20 protein-coding genes are annotated in these 20,932 nt (G+C 52.2%); 6 read left to right on the top strand and 14 right to left on the bottom strand.

Annotation, left to right across the window (positions count from 1 at the left end; all coding sequences use genetic code 11):
• Positions 1 to 25 precede the first annotated feature (25 nt).
• The 8 genes from AAIG39_RS11845 to nfsA form a co-directional block, all read right to left on the bottom strand.
• A complete protein-coding gene (locus tag AAIG39_RS11845; RefSeq protein WP_047371096.1) occupies positions 26 to 499 on the bottom strand; it encodes a YbjO family protein in 474 nt (157 codons plus the stop codon).
• A 72-nt stretch (positions 500 to 571) separates the two neighbouring features.
• Complete coding sequence (gene potI / locus AAIG39_RS11850; protein WP_079498317.1) at positions 572 to 1,420, bottom strand: putrescine ABC transporter permease PotI; 849 nt, start codon at positions 1,418 to 1,420, stop codon at positions 572 to 574.
• On the bottom strand, positions 1,417 to 2,370 hold the full coding sequence (potH, locus tag AAIG39_RS11855) for a putrescine ABC transporter permease PotH (protein ID WP_039078497.1): 954 nt from the start codon (positions 2,368 to 2,370) through the stop codon (positions 1,417 to 1,419). The genes potI and potH overlap by 4 nt, the downstream gene beginning before the upstream one ends.
• A gap of 9 nt (positions 2,371 to 2,379) precedes the next feature.
• The gene (gene potG / locus AAIG39_RS11860) at positions 2,380 to 3,513 is read right to left on the bottom strand and encodes a putrescine ABC transporter ATP-binding subunit PotG (RefSeq protein ID WP_090087074.1); all 1,134 of its coding nucleotides are present in this window, start codon (positions 3,511 to 3,513) and stop codon (positions 2,380 to 2,382) included.
• 139 nt (positions 3,514 to 3,652) lie between these two features.
• Entirely contained in the window at positions 3,653 to 4,762 is a 1,110-nt protein-coding gene (potF, locus tag AAIG39_RS11865) for a spermidine/putrescine ABC transporter substrate-binding protein PotF (RefSeq protein WP_090087072.1), read from the bottom strand.
• Between the two features lie 348 nt (positions 4,763 to 5,110).
• Entirely contained in the window at positions 5,111 to 5,590 is a 480-nt protein-coding gene (locus AAIG39_RS11870) for a type III secretion system chaperone family protein (RefSeq protein WP_343193927.1), read from the bottom strand.
• Between the two features lie 86 nt (positions 5,591 to 5,676).
• Positions 5,677 to 6,579 (bottom strand): 30S ribosomal protein S6--L-glutamate ligase, encoded by a 903-nt coding sequence (rimK, locus tag AAIG39_RS11875; RefSeq protein ID WP_343193928.1) that lies wholly within the window; start codon positions 6,577 to 6,579, stop codon positions 5,677 to 5,679.
• A 197-nt stretch (positions 6,580 to 6,776) separates the two neighbouring features.
• On the bottom strand, positions 6,777 to 7,499 hold the full coding sequence (gene nfsA, locus AAIG39_RS11880; RefSeq protein ID WP_343193929.1) for an oxygen-insensitive NADPH nitroreductase: 723 nt from the start codon (positions 7,497 to 7,499) through the stop codon (positions 6,777 to 6,779).
• A 173-nt stretch (positions 7,500 to 7,672) separates the two neighbouring features.
• Between nfsA and AAIG39_RS11885 the strand changes: the two genes are divergently transcribed.
• Complete coding sequence (locus AAIG39_RS11885; protein WP_090087064.1) at positions 7,673 to 7,936, top strand: GrxA family glutaredoxin; 264 nt, start codon at positions 7,673 to 7,675, stop codon at positions 7,934 to 7,936.
• A gap of 28 nt (positions 7,937 to 7,964) precedes the next feature.
• On the opposite strand, the gene AAIG39_RS11890 is transcribed toward AAIG39_RS11885, so the two are convergent.
• Positions 7,965 to 8,333 (bottom strand): inner membrane protein YbjM, encoded by a 369-nt coding sequence (locus tag AAIG39_RS11890; RefSeq protein ID WP_090087062.1) that lies wholly within the window; start codon positions 8,331 to 8,333, stop codon positions 7,965 to 7,967.
• Between the two features lie 277 nt (positions 8,334 to 8,610).
• On the opposite strand from AAIG39_RS11890, the gene AAIG39_RS11895 reads away from it, so the two are divergent.
• Positions 8,611 to 10,296: an aspartate:alanine antiporter gene (locus AAIG39_RS11895; protein WP_090087060.1), complete on the top strand. Its 1,686-nt coding sequence runs from the start codon at positions 8,611 to 8,613 to the stop codon at positions 10,294 to 10,296.
• Between the two features lie 168 nt (positions 10,297 to 10,464).
• On the opposite strand, the gene AAIG39_RS11900 is transcribed toward AAIG39_RS11895, so the two are convergent.
• Positions 10,465 to 11,007, bottom strand: a complete 543-nt coding sequence (locus AAIG39_RS11900) for a TetR/AcrR family transcriptional regulator (protein WP_090087058.1) — start codon at positions 11,005 to 11,007, stop codon at positions 10,465 to 10,467.
• Positions 11,008 to 11,087: 80 nt separating this feature from the next.
• On the opposite strand from AAIG39_RS11900, the gene AAIG39_RS11905 reads away from it, so the two are divergent.
• Complete coding sequence (locus AAIG39_RS11905) at positions 11,088 to 12,290, top strand: MFS transporter (protein WP_249568610.1); 1,203 nt, start codon at positions 11,088 to 11,090, stop codon at positions 12,288 to 12,290.
• Between the two features lie 99 nt (positions 12,291 to 12,389).
• Complete coding sequence (locus AAIG39_RS11910) at positions 12,390 to 12,647, top strand: hypothetical protein (protein ID WP_090087052.1); 258 nt, start codon at positions 12,390 to 12,392, stop codon at positions 12,645 to 12,647.
• Between the two features lie 44 nt (positions 12,648 to 12,691).
• Here the strand turns inward: AAIG39_RS11910 and AAIG39_RS11915 are convergent, their stop codons facing one another.
• The 3 genes from AAIG39_RS11915 to AAIG39_RS11925 all read right to left on the bottom strand — a co-directional run bounded on the left by AAIG39_RS11915 (position 12,692) and on the right by AAIG39_RS11925 (position 18,168).
• Positions 12,692 to 15,751, bottom strand: a complete 3,060-nt coding sequence (locus AAIG39_RS11915) for an efflux RND transporter permease subunit (protein WP_343193930.1) — start codon at positions 15,749 to 15,751, stop codon at positions 12,692 to 12,694.
• Positions 15,748 to 16,902, bottom strand: a complete 1,155-nt coding sequence (locus AAIG39_RS11920; protein WP_343193931.1) for an efflux RND transporter periplasmic adaptor subunit — start codon at positions 16,900 to 16,902, stop codon at positions 15,748 to 15,750. Before AAIG39_RS11920 ends, AAIG39_RS11915 begins: the two co-directional genes overlap by 4 nt.
• A gap of 90 nt (positions 16,903 to 16,992) precedes the next feature.
• Positions 16,993 to 18,168 (bottom strand): sensor histidine kinase, encoded by a 1,176-nt coding sequence (locus tag AAIG39_RS11925; RefSeq protein WP_090087046.1) that lies wholly within the window; start codon positions 18,166 to 18,168, stop codon positions 16,993 to 16,995.
• A gap of 373 nt (positions 18,169 to 18,541) precedes the next feature.
• Here AAIG39_RS11925 and AAIG39_RS11930 point away from each other — a divergent pair, with 373 nt between their 5' ends.
• Entirely contained in the window at positions 18,542 to 19,330 is a 789-nt protein-coding gene (locus tag AAIG39_RS11930; RefSeq protein ID WP_343193932.1) for a MipA/OmpV family protein, read from the top strand.
• A 186-nt stretch (positions 19,331 to 19,516) separates the two neighbouring features.
• A complete protein-coding gene (locus AAIG39_RS11935) occupies positions 19,517 to 19,858 on the top strand; it encodes a helix-turn-helix domain-containing protein (protein ID WP_425503307.1) in 342 nt (113 codons plus the stop codon).
• Positions 19,859 to 20,031: 173 nt separating this feature from the next.
• Here AAIG39_RS11935 and AAIG39_RS11940 read toward each other — a convergent pair whose 3' ends face one another.
• Positions 20,032 to 20,814, bottom strand: a complete 783-nt coding sequence (locus tag AAIG39_RS11940) for a DsbA family protein (RefSeq protein ID WP_090087045.1) — start codon at positions 20,812 to 20,814, stop codon at positions 20,032 to 20,034.
• Between the last annotated feature and the right edge of the window lie 118 nt (positions 20,815 to 20,932).

A 20,932-nucleotide genomic window follows, 5' to 3' on the forward strand; every position in this document is an offset into this window, starting at 1 on the left:
TTGCGGGGGCGGCGATTGTACCCCGTTATTGCAGACGGAAAAAGCGCCGGCTGGGGGAAGGGACAAACAGCAGGAACAGGACCAGCAGATCGGGCATTTTCTGCATCATGAGGGTACGGAAAATTTCACGTTTCGATTCGCCAGCGATACTGAAAAGCTCAGGATACCCATAACCTAACGATGCCGCCCACAGATAGCCAGTGGCAATAATTTGCGTCAACAGATACAGCCAGCGTGCCCAGTTTCGCCCCTTCACCACGGAAAAGGCACAGAGAATTTCAACAAAGACCAGCACCAGGCTGCCGAAGAAGATCAGTGTCAGACTCCAGGTTTGCGCACTGCGCACCACAAAGTCGATCATCCCCCGTACACCCAGCACATTGCAGAGCATGAAGACATCCACACAGCGGATAAGAATAATGGCGATAGCCGCTACCTGTACCAGTGCAGGTACATTCGGACGGGCGTGAGACTGATGTGCTTTAGTAAAGAATCCCAATGTGCAGTATTTCCCTGTGAAAAATGCCGCGACAAGCGCGGCATCTGCGACACAACGTTTAAGATTCTAGAATCATTGTCCCTGTCTTGCACGCTGGATATCACGCACTCGCTGCTTTTCCGCGCGCGCCATCAGATACCAGGCGATTAAACCAACAATCCCCACGACACCCAGAATCAGGCTCGCCAGGGCGTTAATCTCCGGGTTCACCCCCATACGCACGCTGGAGAAGACCAGCATCGGCAGCGTTGTCGCCCCAGGGCCAGAAACGAAGCTGGCAATAACCAGATCGTCGAGTGAGAGGGTAAACGCCAGCAACCAGCCAGAGATAATCGCTGGCATGATCATCGGCAGCGTAATTACGAAGAACACTTTCAGCGGCGTCGCGCCAAGATCCATTGCCGCCTCTTCGATTGATCTGTCGAGTTCACGCAGACGTGAGGAGATAACTACCGCCACGTAGGCCGTACAGAAAGTCACATGCGCCAGCCAGATGGTGAGCATGCCGCGATCCGATGGCCAGCCAATCGCGTGTCCCAGAGCAACAAACAGCAGCAGTAGCGACAGACCGGTTATCACATCCGGCATCACTAACGGCGCGGTAATCATAAACGCAAAACCATTAGCACCACGGAAACGGCCAAAGCGCACCATCACCACCGCTGCAATTGTCCCCAGGATCGCCGCCATTGTGGCGGCGCAGGCGGCAATGGTAAGGCTCAGACCCACCGCGCTCATCATGGCGTCATCATGGAACAACTCGCTATACCAGCGCGTTGACCACCCGGCCCACACCGTCACCAGTTTGGAACTGTTAAATGAATAGATGACCAGCATCAGCATCGGCGCATAGAGGAAAGTGAACCCCAGCACCAGAATCAAAATACGCCACGGGGAACGCACTACCGGCAAGTTATTCATGCGTTGTCTCCCATCTGTTTCTGCTGATGTTTATGGAACCACATGATCGGCACTATCAGCAGGAGCAGCATAATAATCGCCACCGCCGAAGCCACCGGCCAGTCGCGGTTATTGAAGAACTCCTGCCACAGAACACGACCAATCATGATGCTGTCCGGGCCACCGAGCAGTTCCGGGATCACGAACTCGCCCACCGCCGGGATAAACACCAGCATGGAGCCTGCGATAATGCCCCCCTTAGTCAAGGGTACGATCACGCTAAAGAAAGTTTTCAGCGGGCGCGCGCCCAGATCCAGCGACGCTTCAACCAGCGAGTAGTCAATACGCGTCAACGCGGTATAGATAGGCAGCACCATAAACGGCAAATAGGCATACACGATACCGATATATACCGCCAGGTTGGTGTGCAGAATAGTCAGCGGCTGATCGATAATCCCCAGCCACATCAGGAAATTATTCAGCACGCCGTTACTTTTTAATATCCCCATCCAGGCATAGACACGAATCAGAAAAGAGGTCCATGAAGGCAGAATAACTAACAGCAGCAAAATGTTACGCGTCGATGGCTTACTGTGCGCAACAGCCCAGGCCAGCGGATACCCCAATACCAGGCAGCATATCGTTGATACAGCCGCTACCTGTAAAGACTGGAGATACGCTTCAAAATAGAGCGGATCGTCGGTCAGTTGCAGGAAGTTATTGATGTTGAGCGAAATGGTGAGCTGATTATCGGCCCACTCCACCAGATCCGTATAGGGCGGGATCGCGCGCGCCATCTCTGCCAGACTGATTTTAAATACAATCAGGAACGGCAGCAAAAAGAGTAAGATCAACCATATATAGGGCAGCGCGATAACGAACTTACGCCCGTGCTTCATCTGAAAACGCGCCAACCACAGGTTAAAACCGCCCGGTTTTTCGACGCGGGTCGGTGGTTCAAGTGTACTCATCACCGCTCCTTAAACCGTCAGAACCACACAACTGTCAGCATCCCAGCACAGGCGAACTTCGTCGCCCCATGTCGGAGTACCTTTACGATAGCGGTGCTCGTTCTGCAACTGTGCACTGATCATCTGTCCGCTTTGTAGACGAACGTGGTAAATAGACAGATCGCCAAGATAGGCAATATGCACCACCTCACCCACCGCGAAGTTATAACCGTCAGCGGGCGGCTCTTCGCAGAGCATGATTTTCTCCGGACGCAGCGCAACATAGACCGGCACGTTATCAACAACAGAGGCATCCGGGTCCACTTTTAGCGGATGAACCAGCCCCGGCGAGTCAATCACCAGACCGTCATCCTCACGCGCTTTAAGCAGGCCTTCGAACACGTTAACTGAGCCGATGAACTCCGCGCTGTAACGGGTGGTCGGGTGTTCATAAATTTCTTCAGGTTCGCCAATTTGCACGAACTTACCGCGGTTCATAATGGCGATACGTCCGGCCATGGTCATGGCTTCTTCCTGATCGTGGGTAACCATTACGCAGGTCACGCCAACGCGCTCCAGGATATCCACTACTTCGAGTTGCATACGGTCACGCAGTTTTTTATCCAGCGCCCCCATCGGCTCATCAAGCAGCAGCAGTTTCGGGCGCTTTGCCAGACTACGGGCCAGAGCAACACGCTGACGCTGACCGCCGGACAACTGATGCGGTTTACGCTTCGCGAACTCCTGCATGTGCACAAGACTCAGCATCTCCGCAACACGACTGGCGATCTCCGCTTTGGGCAGCTTGTCCTGCTTGAGGCCAAACGCGATGTTCTGTTCAACCGTCATATGCGGGAACAAGGCATAGGATTGAAACATCATATTGATAGGACGCAGATAAGGCGGCACATGAGCCAGATCGACACCATCGAGCATAATTTGCCCGGTCGTCGGCTGTTCAAAGCCTGCCAGCATTCGCAGCAGCGTTGATTTGCCGCAGCCAGATGCACCCAGCAGCGCGAAGATTTCGCCTTTGTAAATGGTCAGACTGACGTCATCAACGGCGTGCTGGCCGTCAAACGATTTGGTCAGATTGCGGATTTCAAGCAGAGGCGTTAAATCCTTACGGGTTTTCGCCTGTGGGCGGGGGATAGCGTCATTCACTCAAGTGCTCTCCGGCAAAAAAACTCAACCAGTACCAGCTAGTTGATTACAAATGACCGGACAGAGGCCGATGACCTCTGTCCAGGTTTAGGGCAATTGCACCGCCCCGGTGCAACTCAATCACAGTTCAGGTGATTGATTATTTGCCGCTTTTTACTTTTGTCCACGCACGGGTTCTTACGCGGTCAATTTTCGGATCCTGCACTTTCAGCGTATACAGTTTCGCGAAAACATCCGCCGGCGGATAGATTGCCGGGTTATCACGCACTTCTGCGCTGATCAACGGTTTGGACTCTTTGTTACCGTTAGCATAGAAGACGTGGTCGCTGATGTGTGCAATAACGTCAGGACGCATCAAATAGTTCAGGAATTGATAGGCTTCGTCTTTGTTTTTCGCGTCAACAGGCATCGCGAAGACGTCAAAGAACGCCAGGGCGCCCTCTTTCGGAATGATGTAGTTAACATGCACGCCGTTCTTCGCTTCTTTAGCACGGTTAGCCGCCTGCCATACATCGCCCGCCCAGCCGATGGCGACACAGATATCGCCATTTGCCAAATCGTTAATGTACTGAGAGGAGTGGAAGTAACGAATGTTCGGACGCAGTTTCAGCAACAGATCGGTTGCCGGGCCGGAGTAATCGTCCGCTTTGGTGCTGTTCGGATCTTTACCCAGATAGTTCAATACAGTAGCGAAAATCTCTTCCGGCGCATCCAGGAAGGAGACGCCGCAGCTTTTCAGTTTTTCCAGGTTTTCTGGTTTGAGCACCAGATCCCAGCTGTCGACCGGCACATCGCCCAGTACCGCTTTAACTTTATCTACGTTATAACCAATGCCGGTGGTGGCCCAAAGGTACGGCACCGCGTATTTGTTGTCCGGGTCATGCTGAGCAACCATTTTCAGCACATCCGGGTCCATGTTCTTCCAGTTCGGCAGCTTGCTCTTATCAAGCGGCTGGAACACACCGGCAGTCAGCTGGCGCTCAAGGAAGCTTGCAGAAGGTACTACCAGGTCGAAGCCGGTGCTGCCCGCCATCAATTTCCCTTCCAGCACTTCGTTGGAGTCGAACACATCGTAAACGACTTTAATCCCGGTCTCTTTTTCAAAATTCGCGACCGTATCCGGCGCAATATAGTCAGACCAGTTATATACATGCAGCGTCTTTTGCTCTGCGGCGAGTGTGCTGGCAGAGACAGCCATTAATGCACCCGCAATAAGACCTGATAACCATTTTTTACTCAAAGCGGTCATATCTCATTCCTTCTGGAAAGTCCGTTACCATACGAACAAAGTGTACGCATTTAAGATATGCAAAATTCATGCATATTTTTGTCAGTCTGCACTGGTCGAAGAGGAAAATTCTTTCGGCCGACGCCGCATGCTTTTCAAAGCACCGCAAGAATAACTGTAGCCAGGGTTAGAGGCTATAGGGCAGATTAAAAAACGCCTTTTATCAATTTTTTATGCAGATTCTGTCTATGTGATAAGCCGAAACGGCGAGAATAGCGGTGAAAAATTCTTTTAAAGAAGGTTAAAAGCAGAATTAAAATATTCATTATGCAGCCGCTCTGGCAGCGACTGCGCTAATGTCAGGCAGGCTTAGTGAAGAAAATTGTGTGCGTCATCGCCAGCTTTGAACTCTTCTTCTTCGGGAACAAACAGGAGTTGATGGGCGCGGGCTTCAAGGATCACCATGGAAATTTGCTCTTCGCTCTGGCGCATGAACCACGCAAATTGTTCGGGCGTCACCCCGGCGCCTGAAGATAATGTCTGGCAAACGACCAGTTTAGGCAGGTTATCATCCTGAATATCGAGAAAGGCTTTCACCGTCAAAGAACTGGCATTGATGGCGGAAAGGTCGGCGGCCAATGGCAGCAATGCGGAAGGCTTCACTTCTGCCATCGCAGTAAACAGGATAACGTCATTAATCAGATCGATTTTGGCGTCAAACACCCCGTCGAAATTCTGCATATGCGGCAGGTGCAACGCCTGGCAGGTATCGCATTCGAAGAAACTGATACCCAGCTCATCAAGCCATTGACGAAGCGTGTCCAGACCAGGTGCGACGAGTGAATTCATGCGCAAAACAACCTCTGACGAAAAAAGTGGAGCCATAGCTTACGCAAAAAGCAGACCGCATACCATTGCGTAGCGCGTAAAATCCACTATCCGCCGGTTTTGAGGCAATAGCCGGGCGTGGCATGACGCTCAATCCAGGCAATCATTTTACCCGCGATATCTACCCCTGTAGTCTTCTCAATACCTTCAAGCCCCGGCGACGCATTGACTTCCATCACCAGCGGTCCACGGTTGGCGCGCAGGATATCCACTCCGGCGACGTCCAGACCAAGCGTTTGTGCGGCTTTAATCGCCATCTCCCGCTCACGCGCACTGATTGTCGCCACGCTGGCCACACCGCCACGATGCAGGTTGGAACGAAAATCACCCTCTTTCGCCTGCCGTTCAATAGCCGCGACGACCTCGTTACCCACCACCAGGCAGCGAATATCCCGCCCCTTTGCTTCTTCAATGTATTCCTGAACCAAAATATGGGCGTTAAGGCCGCGAAAGGCATCGATGACACTTTCCGCCGCCTGCCGTGTTTCGGCGAGGACCACGCCGATCCCCTGCGTCCCTTCCACCAGTTTGACCACCAGCGGTGCGCCGCCGACCATCGCAATCAGGTCACTGGTGTCATCCGGCGAATGGGCGATCCCCGTCACCGGCAGATCAATCCCCTGGCGGGCCAATAATTGCAGAGAGCGCAATTTGTCACGTGCGCGCGTAATCGCCACCGATTCATTCAGCGGATAACTGCCCAGCATTTCAAACTGGCGCAGCGCGGCGGTACCGTAAAAGGTAATCGCAGAGCCAATGCGCGGGATCACCGCATCAAAATGGGGAAGCTGACGCCCTTTATAATGGACAGATGAGGCCGCAGGGTCGATGTTCATATAACACGACAGCGGATCGAGAATTTCGACCAGATGCCCGCGCGCAATGGCAGCTTCGCGCAGGCGTTTGCATGAATAGAGCGTTCCGTCCCGGGACAAAATGGCGATTTTCACCCTGCACCTCTCTGAATAAACTGGCAATACTCTGCATATTTCACGTTGCCGGAAGGCGACAAGTCAGTAAGTCCTCAGGAGCATAGCTCACTCTCTGACCAGGGAGCACAGATGCAGCCAACCCACGGACAACGTGAAGTAAGACGAGCAGAAAGCCTGCGTATCATACACGCAGCGGGACACAGGATGAACGGGAATTAGCGCACCGCCCATCCTTGTTTGTGCAAATAGTCGAGGATGAACGGGCGGTTCTCTTTAATGATGGTGCGCCGGATATGATCGCTCCAGGTATCCTGACGGGTATTGCTGCCTCGCGACGTATAATACGCGGCAATTTGCTCATCATACTGTGCAAGGATACCTGCATCGACGGGCTGATAACTGTTTTCATGCAACACCAGCGCGGCGGGTAACCGCGGCTTCACCTGCGGATCGTCAGCAGGCCAGCCCAGGCAGAGCCCAAAGAGTGGCAAAACATGCTGCGGCAGATGGAGTAATTCAGTCACCGCCTCAATGTTGTTACGGATCCCGCCAATATACACGCCGCCAAGGCCAAGCGACTCCGCCGCCGTCATGGCATTTTGCGCCATCATGGCCGTATCGACGACCCCGAGAAGTAGCTGTTCCGCCAGCCCCAGTTGCGCCTGCGGGCAAATTTGCAGATGACGATTAAAATCGGCGCAAAACACCCAAAATTCAGCGGCCTCTGCCACATGCTGTTGACCGCCGGTCAGTGTAACCAGTTGTTGACGCAACGCCGGGTCGGTGACGCGAATAATGGAGCTGCACTGTAAAAAGCTGGAACTCGAGGCGGCCTGGGCACTGGCGATAATCGCTTCACGCTGCGCTGCGGTAATGGGCTCCTGGGTGAAATGGCGAATAGAGCGGTGGGCGCGGAGCAGATCGATAACTGGGGTCATGGTCATTTTCCCTGGAAATAAAACCCCCATTATAGCGAACAGTTTCGCCGGAAATGCTCGCCAATATGTGCTGAAAGGTTGCGGGAATTAACATAACAGGCACAACCTGTTTTATGCGTGGACGCAAAAGCCGCATTATATCCCCTGCTTACCGTCTGGTTTAAGGAGGATCCATGTACGCAGTGATATTTGGTCGCGCGGGCTGCCCGCAGTGCGCCCGTGTAAAAGAGTTGGCTGAAAAAGTCAGCAAAGCACAAGATAATTTCGAGTGGCGTTATGTTGATATCCACGCCGACGGTGTTACCCGCGCAGCGCTGGAACAAGCAGCCGGCAAACCCATCGAAACGGTGCCACAGATTTTTGTCGATCAAAAACACATTGGCAGCTTTAACGAGTTTGATAAGTTCGTTCGCAAGCAGTTCGGCAGAGTAAAATAGACAGGCAACAACCGGGGCGAGGCTGGGCTCAACGCGTCCCGTTGCCAAAGAAGCTGCTGATAAACAGATAACAGAGCGCGCCCAGCGCGCACCAGAATACCGCGCTAAACAGCCACGCAAGCTCCTGCCAGACAGAACGTACCGGGGTAAAAAACAGGCGCATGACGACGAAACAGAGCGGTGCGGCGAGGATCGCGCCAAAAAGTGGCAACATCAGTTTACGCTGACGTGAAAAAATACTGGCAACGGCACCCGGTAAAGTAAAAAACAGCAAACCCAGCTCAGGATGCCCGGACGAACGAAAGGCACCTTCCATATTTGTCACTTCTAAAAAACAGACGACAATGAAAAGTAAAAAACAGCAAATTATGCCTGCAAGTCCGCGTTTATGTTTCAAACAATCCTCCTGACTTTTCTCTATCAAACTCTTCATCCGTTCCAAAGAACGTACGGTCAGATAAAGCGCTATGGCACTCCTTGCCGAAAAACCCCCGCGCGAATAGATGATTCTTACTAGCCGTTGCAATTCAATACGATTAAACTAGCGGCCAGTTATTGTGTTGCCGGGAATAAAGACGCACTGCTGCGTTTTTCAACCTCAGATTCTTCGCAAAACAGTAGCCCAAATAACCCATTCTTTCAATAGCTTACAAGTAAACAAGAAGTTAGCCTCCGTGAATATAAACGTCGCAGATTTGTTAAACGGGAATTACATACTGTTATTATTTGTTGTTCTGACACTCGGACTTTGCCTGGGGAAATTACGCCTGGGTTCTGTACAACTCGGTAATTCCATTGGCGTTTTAGTGGTTTCCTTATTATTAGGTCAGCAACATTTCAGCATAAACACCGATGCCCTCAATTTAGGTTTTATGTTGTTTATTTTTTGCGTAGGTGTGGAAGCCGGGCCAAACTTTTTTTCTATTTTTTTTCGCGACGGCAAAAATTACCTGATGCTGGCGCTGGTATTAGTCGGCAGCGCATTGCTGATTGCTCTTGGGCTCGGCAAATTGTTCGGCTGGGATATTGGTCTGACGGCGGGGATGCTGGCAGGTGCAATGACCTCCACCCCCGTACTGGTAGGCGCCGGCGATACGCTACGTCATTCGGGTATGGACAGTAGTCAGCTTTCACAGGCACTCGATCACTTAAGCCTCGGCTACGCCCTGACCTACCTTATTGGCCTGGTCAGTTTGATCGTCGGCGCTCGCTATATGCCAAAATTACAGCACCAGGATCTGCAGACCAGCGCCCAACAAATTGCCCGGGAACGTGGACTCGACACCGACACCAACCGGAAGGTCTATCTGCCGGTCATCCGCGCCTATCGCGTCGGCCCGGAGCTGGTGGCCTGGGCGGATGGCAAAAATTTGCGCGAACTGGGCATTTATCGCCAGACGGGCTGTTACATTGAGCGAATTCGTCGTAACGGTATTCTCGCGAACCCGGATGGCGATGCGGTGCTGCAAATGGGCGATGAAATTGCACTGGTTGGTTATCCGGATGCGCATGCACGTCTTGACCCCAGTTTCCGTAACGGAAAAGAGGTTTTCGACCGCGACCTGCTCGACATGCGCATTGTCACCGAAGAGGTGGTAGTAAAAAACCATAATGTGGTGGGTCGCCGTCTGGCTCAGCTTAAGCTGACAGACCATGGCTGCTTCCTCAACCGTGTTATCCGCAGTCAGATTGAGATGCCGATTGATGACAACATTCTGCTTAATAAAGGCGATGTCCTGCAGGTGAGCGGGGATGCCCGTCGAGTAAAAACCATCGCTGACCGTATCGGCTTTATCTCTATTCATAGTCAGGTTACGGATCTGCTCGCCTTCTGCGCCTTCTTTATCGTTGGCCTGATGATCGGCATGATCACCTTCCAGTTCAGCTCGTTCAGCTTTGGTATCGGCAACGCGGCAGGCCTGCTGTTTGCCGGGATCATGCTCGGCTTTCTGCGTGCCAACCACCCTACTTTTGGCTATATCCCTCAGGGTGCGCTGAATATGGTGAAAGAGTTTGGCCTGATGGTCTTTATGGCGGGTGTCGGCTTAAGCGCCGGCAGCGGCATTGGTAACAGCCTGGGAGAAGTGGGTGGGCAAATGCTGATCGCAGGTCTGATTGTCAGCCTGGTGCCGGTGATGATCTGTTTCCTGTTCGGTGCCTGGGTGCTGAAAATGAACCGCGCACTGCTGTTTGGCGCACTAATGGGGGCACGGACCTGTGCGCCGGCGATGGAGATCATCAGCGATACCGCGCGCAGTAACATTCCGGCATTGGGTTATGCTGGCACCTATGCGATAGCGAACGTACTGCTTACACTGGCGGGGACCCTTATTATCATTGTCTGGCCGGGTTTAGGATAACTCCGAACTTAAAAAAAATTATTAACACCCGGAGAACTTTTTTTCTCAGCATTAGTCATAACTAGTGCCACTGCTTTTCTTTGATGTCCCCAATTTGTGGAGCCCATCAACCCCGCCATTTCGGTTCAAGGTTGATGGGTTTTTTGTTGCCTGTCATCTGCCCTGCGCTTACTCGCCCGCAATCCTTCCCACCATCGCGCGAATATCCGCACGGCTCAGCGGTTCCCGGTCCACAACAAAATGCAACGTCATCCCTTCGATAAAAGCATCCAGCGCACGGGCGGTTACCGGATCAAACCATCGTTCCAGCGTGGTCTGACTGGTGCGCATCCAGTTTTGCATTACGCTTTTCAGCATCGGTTTTTTGCTCATCAGGGCATACAGCTGATACATCAGCTCCATATTGTGCGGTGTCGTCACCTGAGCGCTAAAAATCAGTTCAGTTACGGCATCACAGGCGGTTGCGGCGCTATCAACCTGCGAAAAAAACGCCGCATATTGCGCGGACATTTGCTGCGTAAAGCGGGTAAAAGCTTCATCAAGCAGCGCATCAATGCCCGCAAAATAATAGGTCATTGAGCCGAGCGGGACATCGGCACAGCTGGCAATTTTTCGGTGGGTGACGGCATGAATACCGTGCTGCGCAATGGTTTCCAGCGTGGCATCCAGGATGCGCTCACGCCGCTGCGGGTCGTTGGGTCTTCGGCTCATAAATCCTCGCAATCAGATGTGTACAAATGTACACATGCTTGCTAGTGTTGTCTTCTCTTTTCCTTGCAGGATGCGACGTAATGCCAGTCACTTCACATCGTAATGCTCTAAGGCACCGGCTCTGGGCGCTATTTACCTTCTTCTTTATTCCGGGCCTGCTGATGGCGTCGTGGGCTACCCGAACCCCGGCTATTCGCGACATCTTATCTGTCTCAACGGCGGAGATGGGCGTCGTGCTGTTTGGCCTCTCTGTGGGTTCCATGAGTGGCATCCTCTCATCCGGCTGGCTGGTAAAGCGTTTTGGTACGCGCAAAGTCATTCGCGCCAGTATGACCGCCGCCATCGCAGGCATGGTGTTGTTGAGTCTGGCTCTGTGGCTGGCTTCCCCGCTGCTGTTTGCCGTTGGACTGGCGTTTTTTGGCGGCAGTATGGGTGCAGGCGAAGTGGCGATAAATATTGAAGGCGCGGTGGTAGAACGCGAAATGAATAAAACTGTCCTGCCGATGATGCACGGCTTCTACAGCCTCGGCACACTGGCTGGCGCAGGGGTTGGTATGACCCTGACCGCTTTAGGTACACCGGCAACCTTGCACATTCTGCTGGCTGCGGTAGTCGCCATTGCGCCGATTGCGTTGGCTATTTCTGCCATTCCCGAAGGGACCGGTAAAGATACCCCTGAAGATAAGCAGCGTAACAAACAGGGACTCCCCTTCTATCGTGATATTCAGCTCCTGTTAATTGGGGTTGTAGTGCTGGCGATGGCCTTTGCCGAAGGTTCTGCCAATGACTGGCTGCCGTTATTAATGGTCGACGGCCATGGGTTTAACCCCACCTCCGGCTCGTTAATCTATGCCGGTTTTACCCTCGGAATGACGGTCGGCCGCTTTACCGGCGGCTGGTTTATAGACCGTTACAGCCGCGTCACCGTAGTCCGCGCCAGCGCAGTAATGGGCGCCTTAGGTATTGGGCTGATTATTTTTGTCGATAATGCGTGGATTGCCGGAATGTCGGTTATTTTCTGGGGACTGGGTGCATCGCTGGGCTTCCCGCTGACCATTTCTGCCGCCAGCGATACCGGACCCGATGCGCCAACCCGCGTCAGCGTGGTCGCCACAACGGGCTATCTGGCATTTCTGGTAGGGCCGCCGCTGCTTGGTTTCTTAGGGGAACACTACGGCTTGCGCAGCGCAATGCTGGTGGTGTTAGGCCTCGTTCTGGTCGCCGCGCTGGTTGCTAAAGCGGTGGCAAAGCCGGAGCGCGACATGCAATCGGCAACCGGGTAATGCGCACATGCGGCAACACTTCGCCGGGATCGATTACGCATACTTCGCCCTGCTGTGTGGCTGGCATATTGCCAGCCACCGTCAATTATCGAGGCGAAAATGAAAGTTCAACTGTTAACGGCGCTGCTGTTTAGCACGCTCTCTTCTTGCGCTCTGGCGCAAAACGTGACGGTCAATGTCCCGGATGGTTACAAAATCGAGTTAGTCCCCATCAACACCCCCACAGCGCAAGCTAATTATGTTGCACCGCAGGTGGTTGCCCCTGCGCCAGTTGTTCGCGTTGCGCCTCGTGTCCGTCATCTGGCAAGCGTCGGCGAAGGGATGATTATCGAACATCAAATTGACGATCATCACTAACCATTCACCGGGACTTACGCGCGCGCATTCGCTTTTTATTACCGTTAATTCTTCCTCTCTTCTCTGGCCAGCAGCAGGCTCAATGAGGCTGGTAATACCGTAAGTGTTACCAGCGTGGCCACGAGAAGTCCGCCGATAATGGCATAGGCCATCGGCCCCCAAAAGACCTGATGTGATATGGGAATCATACCCAGTATTGCCGCGCAGGCCGTTAAAACGATGGGACGCGAACGATGCTCCGCTGCCGCAACGATGGCTTCGCGCGAAGCCATCCCCTGCGCCTGATTGTTGTCCACTTCGCTTATCAGAATCACCGCATTGCGGATAATCATCCCTGCCAGCGCGATCACGCCCAGCAATGCCACAAATCCCATTGGCGTTCCTGTCGGCAACATTGCTAATACGATGCCAGGCAAACCAAAAGGCGCCATAAACAGCGCGAGCAGCATACGCGAGAAACGCTGCAACTGAACCATTAACAGCACCAGCATTGCAATGAGGGTCACAGGCAACACCGCGAAAACTGAGCTATTCCCCTTATCCGATTCCGCTACCGTTCCCCCTTCTTCAATGTGATATCCCGCCGGCAGTTGCGTACGCAGTTGATCAATATCCGCACGCAGTGCAGATGAGACGGTCTGTGCGTTAAGGCCTGGCGCGAGGTCTGTCTGCACGGTAATAAAGGGAAGACGTTGGCGACGCCAGATAACCGGATCGTCAACGCCCCATACAGGCGTGGCGACTTCGCTTAGCGGAATTTTCTTTCCCGTCGCGGTTGTCAGCACCAGGGACGATAACGCGCTGATATCCAGACGCTCATTATCGTTTGCACGTAGCACCACATCCACGAGGCGATCATTATCCCGGACTGTGGTAACAGTTCGGCCAGACCAGACCGTATTAAGCGTTTGAGCGATATCTTCTGAGGAGACGCCTGCTGCCCGCGCTGCCGTCTGGTTGACATTAAGCGTGATCACTCTTTCCGGTTCGCCAGCGGTAAGGTTAACCTCGCGCGCAAAAGGCGATGCTCCGATTTTAGCGGCAACACGACTGGCGATTAACCGTACCTGGGCATAATCAGGCCCGCTCACGCGGTATTTTATGGGCCAGCCTACTGGCGGTCCTAATTCGAGGGGGGACACACGCGTCGTCAGGTCGCCAAACTGGCTGGCTAAAAGGGTCGTGAGTTGCTGTTGTAAGCGGTCTCTCGCTGTCAGATCCTTCGCCACAATAACGAGTTGCGCGGTGTTTTCGTTATCTGGCAGGACTTCCATTGGCAAATAAAAACGTATGGCGCCCGATCCGACGTAGGTTGTGTAATGGTCAATATTTTCATTACCGCTTATCGCTTTTTCAAAACGTTCTGCCTGCCGTTCCGTTTCCGGTTGCGAGGTATTCGCCGGGAGCGAAAGACTAACGAGCAGTTCGGGTCGGTCCGATGCCGGGAAAAACTCCCCCTGCATATATGTCGCCCCAACGCCTGCCAAAATAAGCGCCAGTAAGGCAAGACCGATTGTGGTCAGCCGATAACGCAACACGCGCTCCAGTAAAGAGCGATAGGCCAGCGCAAGCCTGCCTGCGCCCCCGCCATGTTTCTTAATATGTGCAGGAAGTAACCAGGTGCCAGTCAGCGGCGAGAAAAGGATGGCGACAACCCAGGAGCAAAGTAGCGCTATCAGAACAACGGCAAACAGTGAGAAGCAGTATTCTCCGGCGCTGGAAGCCGCAAAGCCGACAGGAATGAACCCGGCTATCATCACCAGCGTTCCCGTCAACATGGGAAAAGCCGTGGTTTTGAAAGCGTAAGTGGCGGCATTTTTACGCGAGTCGCCCGCCTCGAGCCGTGCCACCATCGCTTCTACCGTTATCATCGCGTCATCAACCAGAAGCCCGAGCGCAATAATGAGCGCCCCCAGAGAGATACGCTGTAAACCAATATTGGTCAGCATCATGCCGACAAAGGTCATTGCCAGTACCAGAGGTATTGCTGCTGCGACCACCAGCCCGGCTCGCATGCCGAGCGAGATAAAGGAGACGGCCAGCACGATCAGAACAGCTTCAATAAGCACACGGACAAAACCACTGACGGCATCGCTCACGACAACAGACTGATCGGCAACTTTCACCATTTCAATACCGTGAGGTAACTGGTTTTTGACCTGCGCCATTCGGGCGTTAAGCGTCTTACCGAAACGCAACATGTTACCGGTTGAGGCCATTGATATCGCAAGCCCTATCGCAGGTTGTCCATTTGCCCGAAAAAGAGGGGTGGCGGGTTCAGCAATTTTACGCGTGACGGTAGCGATATCCGTCAGGGGAATATACCGGTCATTGATATGCAGTGTGACAGCGCGAAGGCTCTCTTCTGAGACCAACGCGCCACTCACCCGCAAGGCAATGTTATCGTTTTCGGTACGGATCGTGCCGGAGGGTTCGACGGCATTCTGGGCCTTTAATGCCTCGCTCACCTGCTGAACGTCTAAACCCATACCGGCGAGTTGTCGGGGAGAAAAGGCAATAACAATCTGCTCCTGCTGTTCACCCAGAAGCGTAATCTTACCGATATCTTTAACCGACATCAGATTACGGCGGATCTCTTCTACGCGATCGCGTAACTCCCGCGAAGTGTAGCCATCGGCTGTGAACGCATAAATGGTGCCGAACGTATCATCAAACTCATCATTTACAGCAGGCCCTTGCGCCCCCTCTGGTAATGAGGTTGCGATATCCTGCATTTTTTTGCGAACCTGATACCAAATCCCCTGAACTTGCTGCGGCGGCGTGTCGTCCCGTAAGTTCACATAAATAACGCTACGGCCTGCCCGGGTTTCGCTTTCTATATAATCGAGCCAGGGCGTCTCCTGCAGTTTTTTCTCCAGAACATCGGTGACAAGCCTGGTCGTCTCCTCAACAGTAGCGCCTGGCCACTGCGCGGAGACCACCGCCGTTTTTATGGTGAATGCCGGGTCTTCATTTCGCGGGAGTTTTTCATAACTCAAGATTCCCGCGACGAGAATCAGCATCATAAACATGCTCACCAGTTGCTGATGTTCAAGCGCCCATGCGGAAAGATTGAAGCGCTGCTTTTTAGCGGAAGCATTCATGACTGGCGCTCCCCCGGAATAACTTTTTCGCCATCACGTAACTTATTCACGCCTGCGGTGATGACTTTATCGCCGGGATGAAGGCCTGATGAAACGAACGCGAAGGAGGCAACATAGCCTGATAAAGTGACCTCACGTAACTGCGCCTGCCCATTATTATCAATAACAAAGATGGCGGGTTTATCGCCGATGCGACTCAGCGCGGTGGCGGGGATCTTATAACCGGGCAACACATACGACGGGATTTCAATGGTCGCGCTTGCCCCCAACGCCATCCCGGCAGGCGGGTTATTAAGCGCAACCCTGACTTGCCAGGTTCTTGTTTGTGGGTCGGCCTGGGGGCTGATATCACGCAGTGTACCGATGGTTTTTACGGCTGGATCTGACAACAACGCAACGTGAAATACCCTCTCTTTTGCATCCGGGGTGGAAAGTCGCCGGGGGTCAGCAATATCAAATACCACATCACGAGCCTCGCTGGTCGCAAGGGTAAAGACCGTTTGCCCGGCGCTCACAACCTGACCTGCAGAGACACTGACGCGGGTAATAACGCCATCAGCAGGTGCGGTCAGTTTCGTCCAGGCAAGATTATCCTGTGCATTGCGCATGGCGGCCATGCTGCTTTTAAGGCGTGATGCCGCCGCTTGCCAGTCAGCACGCGCGCTATCAAGCTGAGTACGGGCGATAGCGCCGGAGGGCAAGAGTTTTTGCATTCGGTTCAAATTCAGCAATGCGACCTGTTCGGCTGCTTTGGCACTCTCTACATCAGCGCGGGCACTGGCAAGTTCATTTGTTCCTGTCTGGCTTTCTAATGTCGCCAGCACTTGCCCCGCATGCACATGATCGCCGATATCAACGAGACGGCTCACCATGCGGCCGTTCAGTCGGAAAGAGAGCAAGGTTTCATCATGGGCACGTATTTCTCCGGTTCGTACATCGACCGGAAAAGAGGATAAGGTTTGAATAACAACGTAGCGAACGGGCCGCGGTGGAGCGGCCTTGTGCGTCTCCTTCTCCCCGCAGCCGGTCAGGAAAAAAATTAACACCACCGGAGTGATGAGCGGCAGCAAAGAAAGAAGTGAAAATTGACGTGCGGCATTAAAAAGATGATGCGCGCTTTGACGAAATAATATGGTGAGCTGTTCTGACATAACGCCACTCCTGATCGGTAATGGCGTCATTACACCTTTATGAAGTCGAGATTCTCTTCATTTTCCATCAAGGATTCATCAAGAGTGCATTTATATGTCCTCAGCCGGCAGGGTTATCTCTACCAGCAGGCCCCCTTTTTCGGGCAAAAAAGCTGCAATATACCCACCGTGAGCGAGGCAAATAGCCCTGGCTATGGATAACCCGAGCCCGCTGCCCCCGGAATGCCGCGCCCGCGAAGCATCGGCTCGCGTGAACCGATCGAAGATTATCGGCAAGAAAGCGGGGTCTACGCCTGGACCATCATCATTAAAGGTAATGCTGAACACATCTGCATTGCGACGAACGCCAATGTTTAAATGTCCCCCCTGCCGCCCGTAGCGCAAGGCGTTTTCCATAATAATCGTAAAGGCCTGACCCAGGCGCAGAGCATCCCCATTGAAAATGGACGGTGAAGTATCAGCAACAGTAATGCTCATGCCGGACGTATCCGCCTGTAACTTTAACCATGCTGCACGCTCACGCAATAACTCCTCAAGACACAGAGGATGACGGTCGAGGGTCAGTTGTCCGGCATCTGCCAGTGAAAGTAAGTGTAATTCTTCGGTAAGGCGACTCAGGAGCAACAGTTGGTTCATCACCATACCCAGTTGCTCTTCTGTAGGGCTAAAGACACCATCCAGCATCCCCTGTAGCCGGCCAATGGCCGCCGTTAAAGGGGAACGAAGTTCATGTGCCATCGCGACATGTGAAGCGCGCAGTTCGCGTTCATAAAGGGCGAGCTGTTGCGTCATACTGTTAAAATCAACGGCGAAACGTATCATTTCCTCAGGCGCATCTCTGACGAGTTCAGCCTGGCTGCCGAATTGCCCTTGTGTGACTTTATCTGCAGCCTCTCGTAATCGGGTGAATTGAGAAGATAAGGGGCGCGCATAGCGTAACCCCATAATGACGATAAAAGGGATCATGACCAGAACAAGTAGACCAACCATAATCCAGTCGGTCGAGGCAATTGAGGGCGTTGAGTAACTTATTCCCCACCATTTATCGACAATGTAATGAAAGCGTTCCGGGTTAACCTGAGGGTTATCCCTCAAGGCGAGGAATTCAGCTCTGACACTGGCGGGCATGTCATGCAAAGCCCAGTAATTTTGGATTGCATAACGTAGCCACATGCACAGAGCGATAATGATCACAGCCCCGATAGCAAGGGCAAGGATACGGGCGCAAATCCAGCGCCAGAGTGACTGGTGAACGGGACTTTTCATAGCTGATAAAACCTGTATTCAATGCCGCGTATATTTGCCAGAACGTCGGCAGCATCCGTATCGTCTTCAATTAGCGAAAATTTTCGATAAGCCATCTGTCTATCCTGGTTTTTCTGGACAACAGCAATTGCCGGTCTGTTACGCCAATACATACAATACCCTTTTCATGACAGTCTATGCGCATCGATAAAATGACAAATGGGACGAACCGCGCAGGGAGTACTGAATTTCTCAGAAACAGCCCCTCAATATGCGAAACTTGACAGTATCTTAACAATTCCCCGACTGTTTATTGATACCAGTACTTCATACTGAACAATCAGAAAATCATGCACTGATATCACACGCTTTTTAATGAATCCGGAGATGATGAATGTCTACCCAAAAAAACCTATCGTTGATGACCGGTTTACTATTTACCACGGTGACATCATTTGCGAATGCAGATGATACTGCCGCTGATCAAAACACATTCACCATGGGCATTGCAGGGCAATATGCTCCACGTTACAGCGGTTCAAATCATCAATTTTTCCAGGTATTACCGGTAATTCAGGGGCGCAAAGGGGCGTTTTTTGTTGATTCAGAAAAAGGTCTGGGATATGACCTGCAGGCCGACAATGGCCTGTATTTAGAGCACACGCTTGGTTATAGTCTGGGGCGTTCTGAGCGTAATTCTGACTGGCGGGAAGGTGCAAACGAATTAAAGGGAATGGGCAACATTAAAGCGGCCATGAATACCGCTCTGGCTGTGGGCTGGTCCATGACGCCCTGGGCGAATGTTGAAGGAAAAGCCATTTTACCCCTGACTGATAGCCAGGGGGTACAATATCAGGCGTCTTTCACTATTATTCCCTTGCAGAATGATATAGATACTATCGCACTGCAGAATACCGCCATGTTTGGCGATCATCGATATACGCTAATTAATTATGGTGTCAGTAAAAAACAGAGCGATAATACAGGCTATCAGACCTTCACCCCTGGCGGAGGCTTGTATGGAGTAAGCACAAACCTGCTCTGGAATCATCAATTTGACCAGCATTGGGGGACAACGTTAAACGCGGGTTATAACTGGCTGGATGATGACATTACAAAAAGCCCCATTGTTTTCAGACGAAATAGTTTCTCTTTTACCGGTGCCATAACTTACACATTTTAATGATGAGCATTGAAAAATGAAGCGTGAGGATACTCTATTTTTATTTGCGCTTTGGGGTGCCTGTGCAGTTATTTACCTGGTGGCTTACATAACGTACTGCTATGGCTGGGATTGAATAACACGCCACAATTTAATACCCAAAGCACTCAGGATCTACGCAAAAGAGAGAATGGCGAGGCGCAGAAAATGCCGCACTTACAGGCAACGGTAATAATGGAAATAAAAACATGGATTGACGACAACCTTGATAAAAACATCACCATCGCGAGCGCGGCCAAAAGAGCCGGTTATTCAAAAAGACATTTACAAAGAATCTTCAAACATCACACCGGGCTCAGCCTTGCACGATATATCAGACAAGAAAAAATAATGAAGGCGACATCAGATTTACTAACAACCAGTATGCCCGTTATTGACATAGCCTCTAAGTACGGATTCGATGATCAGCAAAGCTTCTCAAAAATATTTAAGAAAATTTATAATACACCGCCAGGACAATGGCGAAAAAGAATGGCGAATATTAAATAAGCCATACTGAAAGAGTGTAGTTATGCTTATAGTGAAATAACAAACAGCGGCTTTAGCTTGAATTCTCTCTGGTTAATAAAGGGGGCGCGACAGAGCGTACATTAACGCACGGATACTGAATTGCCGCCGGTAATTCTCACCGGATTCGGTATAACCGGCGGCAATGTTGCGGGTTAGTGGCTGGCTTTCTTAATCGCGGCCTGAATCTGCTCCGCGCTGGCAAGCCCCGGGAAGACGGTGATGTTCTGCGGGTTTGCCCCTTTAACCGGCATGACAATCAGTCCTGGCGTCCCGGTGAGTTCGAGGGTCTGCGCCAGCGTATTGGTATTTTCAAGGATGTTGCTGTAATCCGCCTGCGGCTTATCCGTGGCACCGGCAGCCTTCGCGGCAGCGTTGATATCCTCGACCGTCAGTTGCCCCTCGTTATGCCCGGTATGGTAAATACTGTTGTGATAGATGGCATATCCGGCCGCGCCTTTCTGCTTCCAGACATCGAGACCGCGCTGCGCCGCTTTCTCTGAGTTCTCCCAGCGTGACGCAAAAATAGGCCACTCTTTGAATATATAACGCACGTCCGGGCTGGCCTTCATGACTTTCTCCAGCTCCGGGGCAAGTTTGCTGCAATAAATACACTGATAATCGAAAAATTCGATGACCGCCACACTCGCATCCTGCGGGCCGATAACTGGCGTATCTTTATCACGCAGAAGCGCTTCCTGGTTCTCCATCACCTTCTGCGTCAACGCCATCTGTTGACGCTCCTGCTCTTGCTGCTGCAGTTTCTGGCTGACCTGCACCAGCACCTCCGGATGGGCGACAAGGTAGTCGGCAGCGATTTTACCGATTTGCGCTTCCTGCTCAGGCGTAAATACCGGCGCAGAGGCCGCCAGCACAGGGCTTAAATGGCAGAGGGTATATATAGTCACTAAAGAAATCAGCGTCTTTCTCAAGATCATCGATGTGTCCCTAACGTTTTATCTGAATAGTTTGTGAACAGGCAGGTGCGTCGTGCTCAGCAATATCGCTATCAAAGATACGCGTTTTCAGTAAAAGTGACACGCCGGAAGTGATAAC

It is taken from the genome of Phytobacter palmae (genome assembly GCF_039409775.1).
Classification (GTDB): Bacteria; Pseudomonadota; Gammaproteobacteria; order Enterobacterales; family Enterobacteriaceae; genus Phytobacter; species Phytobacter palmae.